This is a genomic window from Streptomyces sp. NPDC044704 (assembly GCF_056433525.1).
The window spans coordinates 209,566-224,139 of the sequence record NZ_JBWKGY010000005.1 but is presented as its reverse complement, the minus strand read 5'-3'; the positions used below and the strand labels follow the sequence as shown (position 1 = coordinate 224,139).

Sequence of the window (14,574 nt, the reverse complement as noted above, 5' to 3'; positions counted from 1 at the left end):
CTTTTTTCCTTGGTCATCCGCGGCTGTCCGCACTCGAAGGACGAGGGGGCAGTGGATACGATGCCGTCATGGGTCGTCGGCTGGTACCGCTCACGCTGGACAACCTCCAGGACCTGCCCAAGCGTTGCCGGAGCTGCGTGTTCTGGGAGCTGGATCCCGTCAGCGGCGAGGCCGCGGTGAAGGCGGGCACTCCGGAGCTGGAGAAGGAGTCCTGGATCTCCGCCGTCCTGCTGGACTGGGGGTCCTGCGGCCGGGTGGTCTACGTGGACGAGGTCCCGGTGGGTTTCGTGCTCTACGCCCCGCCGGCGTACGTCCCCCGGGCGGCCTCGTTTCCGACCAGCCCGGTCTCCCCGGACGCGGTGCAGCTGATCACGGCGTGGATCATGCCGGGATACCAGGGGCAGGGCCTGGGACGGGTGATGGTGCAGACGGTCGCCAAGGACCTCCTGCGCCGGGGCTTCAAGGCGATCGAGGCGTTCGGCGACGCGCACTGGGAGCGGCCCGCGTGCCTGCTGCCGGCCGATCACCTGCTGTCGGTGGGCTTCAAGACGGTCCGCCCGCATCCGGCCCATCCGAGGCTGCGACTGGAGCTGCGCACGACCCTGTCGTGGAAGGAAGACGTGGAACTGGCCCTGGACCGTCTGCTCGGCGGTGCGCGCAAGGAACCGGCACTGCGACCGCTGTGAGCGGGACAGGGAAAACGCGGAACGGGGCCGCCCTTCAGGGGCGGCCCCGTTTCACGTGAAACATCGCTGTGGCTGTGATCAGCCGGCGGCCTTGACCTCGACGAAGTCCGAGAGGTCACGCAGGATGGCGGCCTTCGGCTTGGCGCCGACGATGGTCTTGGCGACCTCGCCGCCCTGGTAGACGTTCAGGGTCGGGATGGACATGACGCCGTACTTGGCGGCCGTGTCCGGGTTCTGGTCGATGTTGAGCTTGACGATCTCGATCTGGTCGCCGTACTCGGCGGCGATGGCCTCCAGCGAGGGCGCGATCTGGCGGCACGGACCGCACCACTCGGCCCAGAAGTCCACCAGCACGGGCTTGTCGCTGGCGAGGACGACGGTGTCGAAGTCGGCGTCGGTCACGTTCTTCAGGTTGCCGGCCACAGCGGGCTCCTTCTTCCTGCGGGGTGTGGGGTGTGGGGATGAAACTCGGGTCGGTCGGCCGCGGGTCGGACGGCCGTGCCAGACGGCTGGGAGTCAGTCGGCTGGGTCAGTCGGCTGGATCAGACGGCTGTGTCAGACCGCCGCGTGCGCGTGCTCGGAGTCCGAGAGGGCGGCGAGGAAGCGCTCGGCGTCGAGGGCGGCGGAGCAGCCGGTGCCGGCCGCGGTGATCGCCTGACGGTAGGTGTGGTCCACCACGTCACCGGCGCCGAAGACACCGGTGAGGTTCGTCCGGGTGGAGGGGGCGTCCACCTTGAGGTAGCCCTCGTCGTCCAGGTCCAGCTGGCCGGTGAACAGCTCGGTGCGCGGGTCGTGGCCGACGGCGATGAAGAGGCCGGTCACGGGCAGCGCGGAGGTCTCACCGGTCTTGGTGTTGCGCAGCGTCAGACCGGAGAGCTTCTGCTCGCCGTGGATCTCCGCGACCTCGCTGTCCCAGGCGAACTTGATCTTCGGGTCGGCGAAGGCGCGGTCCTGCATGGTCTTGGAGGCGCGCAGGCTGTCGCGGCGGTGGATGACGGTGACCGACTTGGCGAAGCGGGAGAGGAAGGTCGCCTCCTCCATCGCCGTGTCGCCGCCGCCGACCACGGCGATGTCCTGGTCCTTGAAGAAGAAGCCGTCGCAGGTGGCGCACCAGGAGACACCGCGTCCGGAGAGGGTGTCCTCGTTGGGCAGGCCCAGCTTGCGGTGCTGCGAGCCGGTGGTGACGATGACGGCCTTGGCGCGGTGCACGGTGCCGGCGGTGTCGGTGACCGTCTTGATCTCACCGGTGAGGTCCACGGAGACGACGTCGTCGGGGACGAGCTCGGCACCGAAGCGCTCGGCCTGGTCACGCATGTTGTCCATGAGGTCCGGGCCCATGATCCCGTCCCGGAAGCCGGGGAAGTTCTCGACCTCGGTGGTGTTCATCAGCGCGCCGCCGGCGGTGACGGCACCTTCGAAGACCAGGGGGTTGAGCGAAGCGCGTGCGGTGTACAGGGCGGCCGTGTAACCGGCCGGCCCGGAGCCGATGATGATCACGTTTCGTACGTCGCTCACGGGTTCTTTCCTCGTCTCTGCGGACTGCGTGTTGCCTACCGGGGGCCGGTGCGGACTCTCACCCCACCCAACGGATCCTACGGCGCGCGCATTCCCCGCTCGTCCAGGACGGAACGGGAACGGGTCAGCCGCGCGGATAGGTACGGGTCAGGACCGGCGTTCCCGGGGCTCCCGCAGGGGTGTCGGCGCAGGCGGCCGGCACCACGTACGCGTCCACGAGGCCGGGGTCACCGGCGTGCGGCAGGACGACGAGGTAGACGGCCGCGCCTTCGTAGGTCCCGCGGTCGGCGGCGAGCGGGGCGTCGGTGCGGCCGGTGGACTGCTGGACGCAGGCCGGTACCCGGGGTGCTTCCGTCGATGCCCCGCGGTCCGAGGGGGCCAGACCGGGAGAGTTCTCCAGGCCCATCGTCTTGTTCGTCTCCGCCTGCGGGGACGGTGGGACCTCGCCCGTCTTGCCGGTGTTCCCAGCCGCGAGGAGCTGCCGGACGCTGTCCTGGAGTCCCTGAGCGGTGTACCCGCTGCCGTCGGTGCTCCGGGCCGCGGACGAGGAATCACCGCGGGTGGCGGTGTCATGGGAGGCGGTGCCGTTGAGCCCGTTGACGAGGAAGACGCCGAGGGCACACGCGGCGGCCCCGGCCAGGCCGGCGAGGACCGCGATCCGGCGGCGGGCACGGCGCCGGCCGGGCCCGGTGGAGCCGGACGGGTGACCGGAGGGCCGCTGGGTTTCGGTACGGCCGGGAGCGGGGGCCGGTGTTTCACGTGAAACGGCGGCTGTTTCACGTGAAACAGCCGGCTCGTCGGTGGGAGGGCCGACGGGCGAGCCGGCCGGTGGGCCGCCCGTCCTGGAGCCGGTCGAGTCGAGGAGTGCCTCGGCGGCGAGGGCCGCGTCGATCCGGCCCGCGACGGACGAGGGCATGCGCGGCGGACCGGGGAGGGTGCCGAGCAGGCCCCGGATCTCCTGGAGCGACGCGAGGACGTCCGCGCAGAGGGAGCAGCCGCCGAGGTGGTCGCGCACCTCGGCGCCCCGGGTGGGGGAGAGCAGTCCTTCGGTCAGGTCGGAGATCTCCGAGACCTCCGGGTGCCGGATCGTTCCGGTCGTGGGGCTCACGGTCGTCCACCTCCGCCCTTCACAGCGTCTGGGTCTGGGTCCCGGGGTTCTGCCGCTGGTGGGACGGCTGTCCCCGGCGTCCGGTTCCTTCCCCGCTCCGAGGTGGTGTTATCCCCGGCATTCGTGCGCAGATGAGTGAGCATCGGGACGAGTTTCGCCCGGCCGCGCGCGCACCGGCTCTTCACGGTCCCGGTGGGGACGTCGAGGATCCGCGCGGCCTCGGCGACGGGGTACCCCTGCATGTCGACGAGGACGAGGGCGGCCCGCTGATCGGCAGGGAGGGTGCTGAGAGCGGCCAGCAGCTGGCGGTGGAGCTCCTGGCGCTCAGCAGGGGCTTCGGCGGACTCGTGGGGCTCCAGGAGCCGTTCCAGGCGGTCCGTGTCGTCGAGGGGGGAGGTCCGGCGGGAGGCGGCCTTGCGGGCCCGGTCGAGGCAGGCGTTCACGGTGACGCGGTGCAGCCAGGTCGTGACCGCCGACTCCCCGCGGAAGGTGTGGGCGCGCCGGTAGGCGGAGACGAGGGCGTCCTGCACGGCGTCGGCGGCCTCTTCGCGGTCACCGAGGGTGCGCAGGGCCACCGCCCACAGCCGGTCGCGGTGGCGGCGTACGAGCTCACCGAAGGCGTCGGGATCCCCGGCGACGTGCAGCGCCAGGAGGTCCTGGTCGCTGCGATCGCCGTGGTCGCCGGTCGCGGCCTGGTCCAACGGTGAGCCCTCCCCTGCTGTCCGTCAGCCCGTGAACTTCACATCCGTGATGGCCTGCTTGTATCCGGCGCCGCTGAAGTCGTCGACGGGGGCGTCCGGCATGGCGGTGATCCACAGCAGCACGTAGCGCGATTTGACCGGCTTCTCGGCGTTCAGGCGTACGTCCCGCTCGGAGGTCGTGGTGCCCGCGATCTTCTTCATGGAGCCGACCGAGTTCTTCGGATGCATGGAGTCGGCCGCGTACAGCGCCAGCGTGGTGTGGTCACCGGCGAACCGCAGCGCTATCGAGGCCTCGCTGACCTCGTGCTCGGACCCGAGGTCGTAGATGATGCCGACGCCGGACTTGATCTTCAGCTCGGGACCCTCGAAGAAGCTCTTGGTCCGCCAGTACGTCGAGGCGTTCCCGTCGTACGTCTTGGAGACCCCGTCGGCGTTCTGCGGGGTGCCGTCCGGGTAGTACTCCGCGGCTCCCTTGACGGAGAGCGGTACGGGCTCCTTCTTCTCCGGGGCGCCGTCGGTGTTCGGGTGCTGTTGTTGCTGGTTGCCGTTGCTGCCGTTGCCCTTGTTGCGGTGGTCCAGCAGCTTGTCGGCGAGCTGCCAGCTGCCCAGGCCGAGGGCGGCGATCAGCAGCGCGGCGACGCCCCACTTGAGGGCCCGGCCGGTACGGCTCTGCAGCGGCGGCGGGGGAACGGACGAAATCTGTACGGTCGGCCCGCCGGGCAGCAGGGGACGTCCGTAGCTGCCCTGCTGGTAGGTGGTGTGCTGGTACTCCGGAGGCGCCGTGAAGGCGGGCTCCGGCGGCCGGATGCGGGGCATCGCGGCGACGGCCTTGGCCAGCTCCTCCGGGGTGGTGCAGGCCGGCTCCTGACGGGAGGCGGTGGCACCGTCGTTGGCGAGGGCTCGCATGGCGAGCTCGCCGAGGCCCCGGTGGACTCCGGCGCGCACCTGGTCGGGGGCGATCAGGCCGACGCCCTTGGGCAGGCCGGCCAGTCCGTACGCGTCGGCCTCGTACGGCCAGCGCTGGGTGAGCGCGGCGTACAGCAGGGCGCCGATGGCCTCGGTGTCGGCCTGCTGCGGGGTCTCGCTGGTGATGCCGCGCAGCGCGGCGTTCACCGCGAGGCCGCGGATGCGGTACTGGCCCGTGGAGGTGCGCAGTATCGCGCTGGGCGTCAGCCGCAGGTGGGCCAGGCCCTCGCGGTGGGCGGCGGTCATGGCCTGGGAGACCTGGCTGACCAGCTGGTAGGCCTCGTGGGGCTCCAGCGGGCCGGCCGCGAGGATGGCGGTGAGTTCGGTGGCGTCGGGCAGCCACTCGTGGACGACGTAGACGAGGTCGTTCTCCTCCACGGCGTCGAGGACCTGGACGAACCGGGGGTCGCCGAGCAGGGCGGAGGACCGGGCCGCGGCGAGGACCGTACGGGCCCGCGGGTGGTCGGCGGGCAGCAAGTGGACGCCGACCGCACGGCGGAGCTTCTCGTCCATCGCGCGCCAGCTGCTGAATCCGTCCAGACGGGTGACGCACTCCTCGAGGCGGTAGCGCCTCGCGAGCTTGTGGCCGCTGTGGAGTTCTGGCGCGGCCGTGGGGGCCGCCTTCGTGCGTTCGCCGTCCTTCTCGGGCATGGGTCCGTCCGCGGCTCGTCCGTTCTGGGTGTCCACCCCGTCGGCCGTGGCCTTGGCCGCTCCTGCGGCCAGCGGCTCGTCGCCGCTGTTGTCGGCCACGTCGACGGCAGCCGTGCTACGTTCCGCCACCGTCGTCCCTGCCTCCCCATCCGTTGCGCGCTGTCGGCCAGTCTGCGAAGCCATGCCAATTGTGCCCACAGTCCGGCGCTCCGCACGACATGCGAAGGGAGTGCGTTCGGCCTGCGGGCGTGAGCATCAGCGCCCCAGACGTCCGCGGACCATTCCGACCATGGCGTTGAGTTCTTCGATCCGCATCCGCTTGGCGGCGATGAGGAACACCGCGCCCAGAGCGACGAGGCCCGCGAGCAGAGCCGCGAGGGAACCGGCCGCTCCGCTGCCCAGCAACTGCGTGACCCCGTAGGCCACACCGCCCGCGACGACGGCGGCCGGGACGCAGGCGCCGATCAGCCGCGTGTAGGTGCGCATCACGTGGGCGCCGTCGAGGTCGCCGCCGAGGCGGTTCTTGAGGCGGCGCCAGGCGACACCGACGCCCACGGCGTAGCCGAGTCCGTAGGCGGCGGCCATGCCGACCACGGCCCAGCGGGCGGGGAGGACGAAGAAGGCGATGGTGGAGACGCCGGCGTTGACGGCGGCGACGATCACCGTGTTGTAGAAGGGGGTCCGGGTGTCCTCGTAGGCGTAGAAGCCGCGCAGGACGACGTACTGGACGGAGTACGGGATCAGGCCCAGACCGAAGGCCATGAGGATGAAGCCGATGTTCCGGGCGTCGTCCGCGCCGGAACCGGCGTAGAGAAGCGTGGCCATCGGGACGCCGAGGGCCAGGAACGCGAAGGCGCAGGGCACGATCGCGACGGCGGAGGTGCGCAGCCCGTAGGAGATGTCGTCGCGGACCGCGGCGGCGTCCCCGTCGTGCGCGGAGCGGGAGATGCGCGGCAGGACGGCCGTCATGACCGAGACGGTGATGATGGCCTGCGGCATCTGCCACAGCAGCAGCGCGTAGTTGTAGCCGGTGATGCCGGTACCGCCGTGGCCCTGCTTGTCGGCGACCGCGCCCGCCCAGGTGGCGAGCTGGGTGACGACGATCAGGCCGAGCTGGTTGGCGAGGACGAAGAAGAAGGTCCACTTGGCGAGGCCGGCGGCCTTGCCGAGGCCGTGGCCCTTCCAGTCGAAGCGCAGGCGCGGCTTGAAGCCCGCGTCGCGCAGGTAGGGAACCATCGCCAGGGACTGCACGACGAGGCCGAGCAGGGTGCCGATGCCGAGCAGGCGGACGCCTTCGGCGGTGATGCTGCTCTCGGCCACGCCGGTCGAGGTGAAGCCGCCGAAGGCCCAGATGAAGGCGCCGAAGGTGGTGATGACGACGATGTTGTTGAGGACCGGGGTCCACATCATCGCGCCGAACCGGCCGCGGGCGTTGAGGATCTGACCCATGACCACGTGCACGCCCATGAAGAACATCGTGGGCAGGCAGTAGTGGGCGAACGCGACCGCTACGTCCATCCGGTCCGGGTCGGAGGCGATCTCCTGCGACATCATCCTGATGAACAGGGGCGCCGCGAGGACACAGATGACGGTGACGGCGCCCAGCAGGACCACGACGAGGGTCAGCAGACGGTTGGCGTACGCCTCTCCGCCGTCCTTGTCGTTCTTCATCGCGCGCACGAGCTGCGGAATGAAGACGGCGTTGAGGGCGCCACCGCCGACGAGGACGTAGATCATCGTCGGCAGGGTGTTGGCGACCTGGTAGCTGTCGTTGAGGGTGGCGACGCCGATGGCGCCGGCGATGACCAGGGTTCGGGCGAAGCCGGTGATGCGGGAGACGATCGTGCCGGCCGCCATCAGCGCGCTCGACTTGAGCAGGCTGGAGGCGCGCCCGGCGGGCTTGGTGGGGGCCGGGGCCGCCACCGGAGGTTCCGCGACCTGGGTGCGGGGGGCCGCCTGCTGGTCCCGGTACAGGTGGGCGAAGGCGTCCGGTTCCGGCTGCTCCTCAGCCGCCTGGGTCACCAGTGAGTCCACGCCGACGAACTGGGTGGTGGTGGCGTGGTCCCCGTACGGCAGGTGGCGGGAGGGTCCGTCCGGTTCCGGCGGCGGCGTCTGGGCCCAGACGCGTGGGTCGGGGCCGTGCGAGGGCGCCTGCGGGGCCGCGTAGAGGGGGCCCGCCTCCTGGTAGGTGCCGGGGGGCGGCGGCGGGTGGGACGCCCGGTCGTAGAGGACCTCCGCGACCGGATCCTGCGCCGAGAGGTCCTGAGCCCGGTACGGGTCGTAGTCGTAGGCGTCCTGGACATACGGGTCGTGGTCCGGCGCGGGCGCGGGCGCCGGAACCTGTCCGGGCACCGGAGTGCCCGGGGCAGTGCCCTGGGGGGGCGTCGGCCCACCAGTGCCCTGCGCGCGGTCACCGTCGTACGGCGCGTTCATCGCAACCCCACCTCATCGTCCCCAGGCCGACCGGCCACGGCATCGCTCAACGGTCCACTGTCTCACTCGTGCCGGACCCCTCGGTGCTTTGCGGTTCGGTGTCCGGGGACTCGTCACTCGGCTGCGTGTTCTCCTCCGCGGCCGTGCGGGCCGCGACGCGCTTGCGGCTCGCGTACATCTTGATGCCTGCGAGGACCAGCAGCAGCACGCCACCGGCGATGACCAGCATGACCGTGGGTGTGATCTCGGTCGCCTCGACGGTGAACGTGCGCGCCTTGCCGTAGGGCACGCCGTTCTTGGTGAAGAGCTGCGCGGTCACCTCGACCGGACCGCTCGCGGTGGCGTTGGCCGTGAACTTCACCGTCTGGCTGTGCCCGCCCTGGACGGTTACCTCCTGCTCCCCGCTGCCGCCGAACATCAGGCGGGTCGGGTTGGCGGACTTCACGCGCAGCACGAGGTTGTCGACGTCCTGCACGAGGCTGTTCTGGACGCTGACCGGGATGGTCGCGCTGTGTCCGGACAGCGTCGCGTCGGACTTGGGGATGACCTTGACCTTCTCGGTCAGCCCGAGCAGGTACTGCTGGACCTCGTCCCGGTAGAGCCGGGCCTCCTCGGGGCGGCCGCGCCAGGAGGTGGACATCTCGCGGTTGGTCGTGTTGCCGAAGGGGATCTCGACCCGGTCCGGAGCGCTGAGGATGACCTTGAAGTGGTCGAGGGTGTTCTGGGTCGTACGGATCTTCTCGAACGCCGACACCGGGAGTTCCTGCTTGCTCAGGGACTCGGGGTACTGCCCGGCACCCGGAACCTGGGTCGCGGCGCCGGGGTCGGGCTTGGCGGCGGCCGCGGCTTCCAGGTCGGAGGGCTGGCTCCAGCGGGCCGCCTGGAGGCCGCGCAGGGCGATGGCCATCGTCTCCGCCTGCGTGACCGTGGGCATCCGCTGGGGCGCGACCACGTAGCTGCGCGGCTCGTCGCCCTGGTGGAGGTTGAGCGCGAGGCTGTGGGCGAGGAACTGCTGCACGGCGAGCGCGGAGTTCCCTGCGTGGGACATGTCGCCCTCGAAGGCGGTGGAGAGCTCGGCGTCGGCGACCACGGCGGTGGTGCCCGCGCCGATGGGCCGGGCGGCCGAGGGGGTGTACCCGAGGGCCCCGGTCTCCTGGAGGCTGTCGCTGCGCGTCAGGACGTTGTGGGCGCCGGCCGAAGTGGCGACGTTGACGATCGCGGGGTCGATCGCGCCGTTCACGGGCCAGGAGAAGTCGGTGGAGGGGGTGACGTGGAGGACCGTCTCCACGGCCCGCTTCGCCTTGTCGGTGGCGGGCCGGAGCTGGCCGAGGGTGCCCGAGACGTCCTTGCCGTGGTGGGCGAGGGAGGCGAGGTCAGGGTCGGCGAAGGGCAGCGCGACGACCTTTTTGCCCTGGACGGCGAGCTCGAGGGAGTTCAGCCACTGCTCGGCCACGGCCTTGTTCTTGCCCTGGACGGGCTTGCCGTCGGGGTCGGGGCTGCGGACCCGGTAGCCCTTGGTCATGGCGTCGACCGTGGCCAGCAGGTCGGGGTCGATGACCCAGGTGACGGGCAGGTCCTTGCCGAGCGAGACCATCCGTTCCAGGCGGCCGCCCGGTTCCAGCTCCTTGGCCAGGGAGTCGTCGCTGAAGACGGGGGTCTGCAGCTCGTCCGAGCCGGTCTCCGCGGTGACGCGGGTCGTGGAAATCAGCGGCCACACGTAGCTCACGGACGAGCGCTTGGCGGCGGGGTCCGGCTGCCACGGCAGGAAGGTCCGCTGGATGCCGAGGACCCGCTCGGCGGGGCGGCTGTCGGTCCCCCCGGACACGGAGACGCCGAGCTGGTAGACGCCGTCCGCGCCCAGGTCCAGCTTGTTGACCGGAACCTTGATGGAGAAGGGCTGGCCGACCTTGGAGGGAAGCGAGTCGATCTTGAAGGCGAAGGCCTCGTCGATCTCCCCCGGATCCACGCCCGGACGGAAGCCCTTGCGGTCGGCGACCTCGTCGATGGCCGCCCGGTCGCCCAGCCTCGGCCCGACCCGCAGTCCGACGTGGGCGCCCTTGATCGTCTCGGAGCTGTTGTTGACCACGGTTCCGGAGACGGTCAGCGTGTCGCTCTTGACCGGAGCGCTCGGGCTCACCTCGTCCAGCTGGACGTCGACCGAGGCCTCGGCGGCCTGGGCCGGCGGGGCGGGAGCGTAGACCAGGGCGGCCAGCACCGGCGTCCCGGCGAGCAGGACCACCGCCCGCCGCAGCCAGCGGCGCCGGGCAGGGGTGGGAGTGCCCCCCTGGATGTCTGCCGCCTCGGCCACGCGCTCGCCCGTCCTCGAAGTGTCAGTGGTCGTCGTTTCTGCGTCCACGCATGGTAACGAGGTGCGCTGTGCGCGAGTGCCGCGCCTTGCTCCACATGATCGGGGCGGCCCCCGGAGGCCCGGGCGCCGGGGGTGGGCGCAAAACGCGGGAGACCGTGCCGGGTGGGCCACGTACCCTTTTCTGTTGTGCCGAACGCCAATGAAGACACCCCCAGTGCCCTGAGTCAGGTGCAGCGCCGCGCGGTCAGCGAACTGCTGCGGGTCGCCCCTGTCGCCGACGAGCTCGGCCGCCGGTTCCAGGAGGCGGGCTTCCGCCTCGCCCTGGTCGGCGGGTCCGTCCGCGACGCGCTGCTCGGGCGGCTCGGCAACGACCTCGACTTCACCACGGACGCGCGTCCCGAGGACGTCCTGAAGATCATCCGGCCGTGGGCCGACTCGCTCTGGGACGTCGGCATCGCCTTCGGCACGGTGGGGGCGCAGAAGCGGGGCTTCCAGATCGAGGTGACGACGTACCGCTCCGAGGCCTACGACCGCACCTCCCGCAAGCCCGAGGTCTCCTACGGCGACTCCATCGAGGAGGACCTGGTCCGGCGTGACTTCACGGTCAACGCCATGGCGCTGGCCCTGCCGGAGCAGGAGTTCGTCGACCCGCACGGCGGTCTGGAGGACCTGGCGGCGGGTGTGCTGCGGACCCCCGGCACACCGGAGGAGTCCTTCTCCGACGATCCGCTGCGGATGCTGCGTGCTGCCCGGTTCGCCGCGCAGCTGGACTTCGAGGTCGCTCCCGACGTGGTGGCGGCGATGAAGGCGATGTCCGACCGGATCGAGATCGTCTCGGCGGAGCGCGTGCAGGGCGAGCTGAACAAGCTGCTGCTGTCGGCGCACCCCCGCAAGGGTCTGGGGCTGCTCGTGGACACGGGTCTGGCGGACCGGGTGCTGCCCGAGCTGCCCGCGCTGCGATTGGAGAGTGACGAGCACCACCGGCACAAGGACGTGTACGACCACTCCCTGATCGTGCTGGAGCAGGCGATCGCGCTGGAGGAGGAGGGCCCCGACCTCGTGCTGCGGCTGGCCGCTCTGCTGCACGACATCGGCAAGCCCCGCACCCGCCGGTTCGAGAGCGACGGCCGGGTCTCCTTCCACCACCACGAGGTGGTGGGCGCGAAGATGACCAAGAAGCGCATGACCGCGCTGAAGTACTCCAACGACATGGTCAAGGACGTGTCCCGGCTCGTGGAGCTGCACCTGCGCTTCCACGGGTACGGGGACGGCGAGTGGACCGACTCCGCGGTGCGGCGCTACGTGCGCGACGCGGGCCCGCTCCTCGGCCGGCTGCACAAGCTGACCCGGTCGGACTGCACCACGCGCAACAAGCGCAAGGCCAATGCGCTGTCCCGCACCTATGACGGCCTGGAGGAGCGCATCGCGCAGCTCCAGGAGCAGGAGGAGCTGGACGCGATCCGGCCCGACCTGGACGGGAACGAGATCCAGCGCGTGCTGGAGGTCGGCCCCGGCCCGGTGGTGGGAAAGGCGTACGCCTTCCTGCTGGAGCTCAGGCTGGAGAACGGCCCGATGGGGCACGACGCGGCGGTGGAGGCCCTCAAGGAGTGGTGGGCTGCCCAGGAGGCCCAGGCCTGAGGTGGGGAACCCCGCGCGATGTTTCACGTGAAACGTCGCGCGGCCCGCATCGGCTCTGGGCGATGTTTCACGTGAAACATCGCCCTCGTCGCTGCACGAGCACGGCCGTGGCGCCGTAGATCAGGGCCACGGTCACGATCAGCGTGGTGGACCGGCCGTCGGCCGGGAGCATCAGCGAGGAGACGGCGGCCGCCCCGACGAAGGCCACGTTGAACAGCACGTCGTACACGGAGAAGACCCGGCCGCGGAACTCGTCGTCCACCCGGGACTGCACGACCGTGTCGGTGGAGATCTTGGCGCCCTGCGTGGCGAGACCGAGGACGAACGCGGCGACGAGCATCGGCCCGGGCGCGAAGAAGAGCCCCAGCGCGGGCACGAGCACGGCCGCGCCGGCGGCGCAGACCGTGATGCAGCCCAGGGTTCCCAGCCGGGTCACCAGCCAGGGCGTGATGACGGCGGCGGCGAAGAACCCGGCGCCCGAGACCCCGACGGCGATGCCCAGCAGGGCCAGGCCGTCGGATTCGTTGTCCGACCAGGCGTAGCGGCAGAGCATCAGCAGCGTGACGGTCAGGGCTCCGTAGCAGAACCGCATCAGGGTCATCGCGGTGAGCGCCAGCGCGGCCTCGCGCCGCTCGGCCAGGTGCTTCAGGCCCTCGGCCATGCCGCGCACGGTGAGGACCGCGCCCTCGGCGACCGAGGGGTGTCCGTGCCCCGGGGGACGGTCGGGTCCGAGCAGGCCGACGGCCAGCCGCAGGGAGGCCAGGGCGGCCCCCAGGTAGAGGCCGGCGCCGAGCAGGACGACGAGGGCGTTGCTGTCGGAGGCCAGGAGCCGGACGAGGAAGGCGAGGCCTCCCCCGCCCACGGCCGCGAGGGTTCCGGCGGTCGGCGAGAGGGCGTTGGCGGTGACCAGCTCGTCGGGTCCGACGACGCGGGGCAAAGACGCGGCGAGTCCGGCGAGTACGAAGCGGTTGACCGCCGTGACGGAGAGGGCCGAGGCGTAGAAGAGCCAGTCGGGGACGTGGGCGACGATCAGCACGCCTGTCACGCAGGCGAGGAAGGCCCGCAGCAGATTGCCGTAGAGGAAGACCTGGCGGCGGCGCCAACGGTCCAGCAGCACCCCGGCGAACGGGCCGATCACCGAGTACGGCAGCAGGAGCACCGCCATGGCCGAGGCGATGGCCGCGGGCGAGGCCTGCTTCTCCGGGGAGAAGACCACGTAGGTGGCGAGCGCGACCTGGTAGACGCCGTCGGCGGCCTGGGAGAGCAGCCGTACGGCGAGCAGGTTGCGGAAGTCCCTCAGGCGCAGGAGTACGCGCAGATCACGTACGACAGGCATGAGGGCAAGGGTCACATACGCCGAGGGTCCCCGGACACATTGCCCGGGGACCCTCGGCGGAAGATCAGTCGAAGACCAGGTGTCCGCAGGACACTTGGGGGTGCGACTAGCGCTCGACCTCACCCTTGATGAACTTCTCGACGTTCGCGTAGGCCTCGTCGTCGAAGTACTGGACCGGCGGGGACTTCATGAAGTAGCTCGACGCCGACAGGATCGGGCCGCCGATACCGCGGTCCTTGGCGATCTTCGCGGCGCGCAGCGCGTCGATGATGACACCGGCGGAGTTCGGGGAGTCCCACACCTCGAGCTTGTACTCGAGGTTCAGCGGGACGTCGCCGAAGGCGCGGCCTTCGAGGCGGACGTAGGCCCACTTGCGGTCGTCGAGCCACGCGACGTAGTCGGACGGGCCGATGTGGACGTTCTTCTCGCCGAGCTCACGGTCGGGGATCTGCGAGGTGACGGCCTGCGTCTTGGAGATCTTCTTCGACTCGAGGCGGTCGCGCTCGAGCATGTTCTTGAAGTCCATGTTGCCGCCGACGTTGAGCTGCATGGTGCGCTCAAGCCGGACACCGCGGTCCTCGAACAGCTTCGCCATCACGCGGTGCGTGATGGTGGCGCCGACCTGGGACTTGATGTCGTCGCCGACGATCGGGACACCGGCCTCGGTGAACTTGTCCGCCCACTCCTTGGTGCCGGCGATGAAGACCGGGAGGGCGTTGACGAACGCGACCTTGGCGTCGATGGCGCACTGGGCGTAGAACTTCGCCGCGTCCTCGGAACCGACGGGGAGGTAGCAGATCAGGACGTCGACCTGACGGTCCTTGAGGATCTGGACCACGTCGACCGGGGCCTCGGCGGACTCCTCGATGGTCAGGCGGTAGTACTTGCCCAGGCCGTCGTAGGTGTGGCCGCGCTGCACGGTGACGCCCGTGTTGGGGACGTCGCAGATCTTGATGGTGTTGTTCTCGCTGGCGCCGATGGCGTCCGAAAGGTCGAGGCCGACCTTCTTCGCGTCGACGTCGAACGCGGCGACGAACTCGATGTCACGCACGTGGTAGTCGCCGAACTGGACGTGCATCAGACCGGGGACCTTGGCCGCCGGGTCGGCGTCCTTGTAGTACTCGACGCCCTGCACCAGCGAGGCGGCGCAGTTGCCCACGCCGACGATGGCTACGCGAACCGAACCCATTCCGGTTGCTCCCTGTTTGTTCTCGGAACGAGGCCTGCAGATG

11 protein-coding genes are annotated in these 14,574 nt (G+C 70.6%); 2 read left to right on the top strand and 9 right to left on the bottom strand.

What is annotated here, in order from left to right:
* The first annotated feature begins 68 nt into the window (after nucleotides 1-68).
* Nucleotides 69-686, top strand: coding sequence for a GNAT family N-acetyltransferase (locus tag AC07B0_RS14875; RefSeq protein ID WP_356882851.1), 618 nt, complete (start codon nucleotides 69-71; stop codon nucleotides 684-686).
* 78 nt (nucleotides 687-764) lie between these two features.
* Here AC07B0_RS14875 and trxA read toward each other — a convergent pair whose 3' ends face one another.
* The 7 genes from trxA to AC07B0_RS14840 form a co-directional block, all read right to left on the bottom strand.
* Entirely contained in the window at nucleotides 765-1,109 is a 345-nt protein-coding gene (trxA, locus tag AC07B0_RS14870; RefSeq protein ID WP_356882853.1) for a thioredoxin, read from the bottom strand.
* A gap of 132 nt (nucleotides 1,110-1,241) precedes the next feature.
* A complete protein-coding gene (gene trxB, locus AC07B0_RS14865) occupies nucleotides 1,242-2,201 on the bottom strand; it encodes a thioredoxin-disulfide reductase (protein WP_356882855.1) in 960 nt (319 codons plus the stop codon).
* Between the two features lie 124 nt (nucleotides 2,202-2,325).
* Nucleotides 2,326-3,309, bottom strand: coding sequence for an anti-sigma factor (locus AC07B0_RS14860; protein ID WP_478864064.1), 984 nt, complete (start codon nucleotides 3,307-3,309; stop codon nucleotides 2,326-2,328).
* Nucleotides 3,306-4,010, bottom strand: a complete 705-nt coding sequence (gene sigM / locus AC07B0_RS14855) for an RNA polymerase sigma factor SigM (protein WP_467296010.1) — start codon at nucleotides 4,008-4,010, stop codon at nucleotides 3,306-3,308. Before sigM ends, AC07B0_RS14860 begins: the two co-directional genes overlap by 4 nt.
* 24 nt (nucleotides 4,011-4,034) lie before the next feature.
* Nucleotides 4,035-5,756 (bottom strand): protein kinase family protein, encoded by a 1,722-nt coding sequence (locus tag AC07B0_RS14850; protein WP_478898295.1) that lies wholly within the window; start codon nucleotides 5,754-5,756, stop codon nucleotides 4,035-4,037.
* Between the two features lie 126 nt (nucleotides 5,757-5,882).
* A complete protein-coding gene (murJ, locus tag AC07B0_RS14845) occupies nucleotides 5,883-8,060 on the bottom strand; it encodes a murein biosynthesis integral membrane protein MurJ (RefSeq protein ID WP_467296006.1) in 2,178 nt (725 codons plus the stop codon).
* Nucleotides 8,061-8,106: 46 nt separating this feature from the next.
* Nucleotides 8,107-10,368: a DUF6049 family protein gene (locus AC07B0_RS14840; protein ID WP_478898293.1), complete on the bottom strand. Its 2,262-nt coding sequence runs from the start codon at nucleotides 10,366-10,368 to the stop codon at nucleotides 8,107-8,109.
* A 186-nt stretch (nucleotides 10,369-10,554) separates the two neighbouring features.
* Here AC07B0_RS14840 and AC07B0_RS14835 point away from each other — a divergent pair, with 186 nt between their 5' ends.
* Nucleotides 10,555-12,006, top strand: a complete 1,452-nt coding sequence (locus tag AC07B0_RS14835; RefSeq protein ID WP_356882866.1) for a CCA tRNA nucleotidyltransferase — start codon at nucleotides 10,555-10,557, stop codon at nucleotides 12,004-12,006.
* A 67-nt stretch (nucleotides 12,007-12,073) separates the two neighbouring features.
* Here AC07B0_RS14835 and AC07B0_RS14830 read toward each other — a convergent pair whose 3' ends face one another.
* Together AC07B0_RS14830 and AC07B0_RS14825 are read right to left on the bottom strand one after the other, a co-directional pair.
* Nucleotides 12,074-13,342 (bottom strand): MFS transporter, encoded by a 1,269-nt coding sequence (locus AC07B0_RS14830; protein ID WP_356882868.1) that lies wholly within the window; start codon nucleotides 13,340-13,342, stop codon nucleotides 12,074-12,076.
* A gap of 106 nt (nucleotides 13,343-13,448) precedes the next feature.
* On the bottom strand, nucleotides 13,449-14,531 hold the full coding sequence (locus AC07B0_RS14825; protein ID WP_069921078.1) for an inositol-3-phosphate synthase: 1,083 nt from the start codon (nucleotides 14,529-14,531) through the stop codon (nucleotides 13,449-13,451).
* Nucleotides 14,532-14,574: the final 43 nt, after the last annotated feature.

Bases quoted from the DNA above. Each gene is read 5' to 3' on its own strand.
- AC07B0_RS14830 (WP_356882868.1), bottom strand. From the start codon at position 13,342: ATGCCTGTCGTACGTGATCTGCGCGTACTCCTGCGCCTGAGGGACTTC.
- AC07B0_RS14825 (WP_069921078.1), bottom strand. From the start codon at position 14,531: ATGGGTTCGGTTCGCGTAGCCATCGTCGGCGTGGGCAACTGCGCCGCC.
- AC07B0_RS14875 (WP_356882851.1), top strand. From the start codon at position 69: ATGGGTCGTCGGCTGGTACCGCTCACGCTGGACAACCTCCAGGACCTG.
- murJ (WP_467296006.1), bottom strand. From the start codon at position 8,060: ATGAACGCGCCGTACGACGGTGACCGCGCGCAGGGCACTGGTGGGCCG.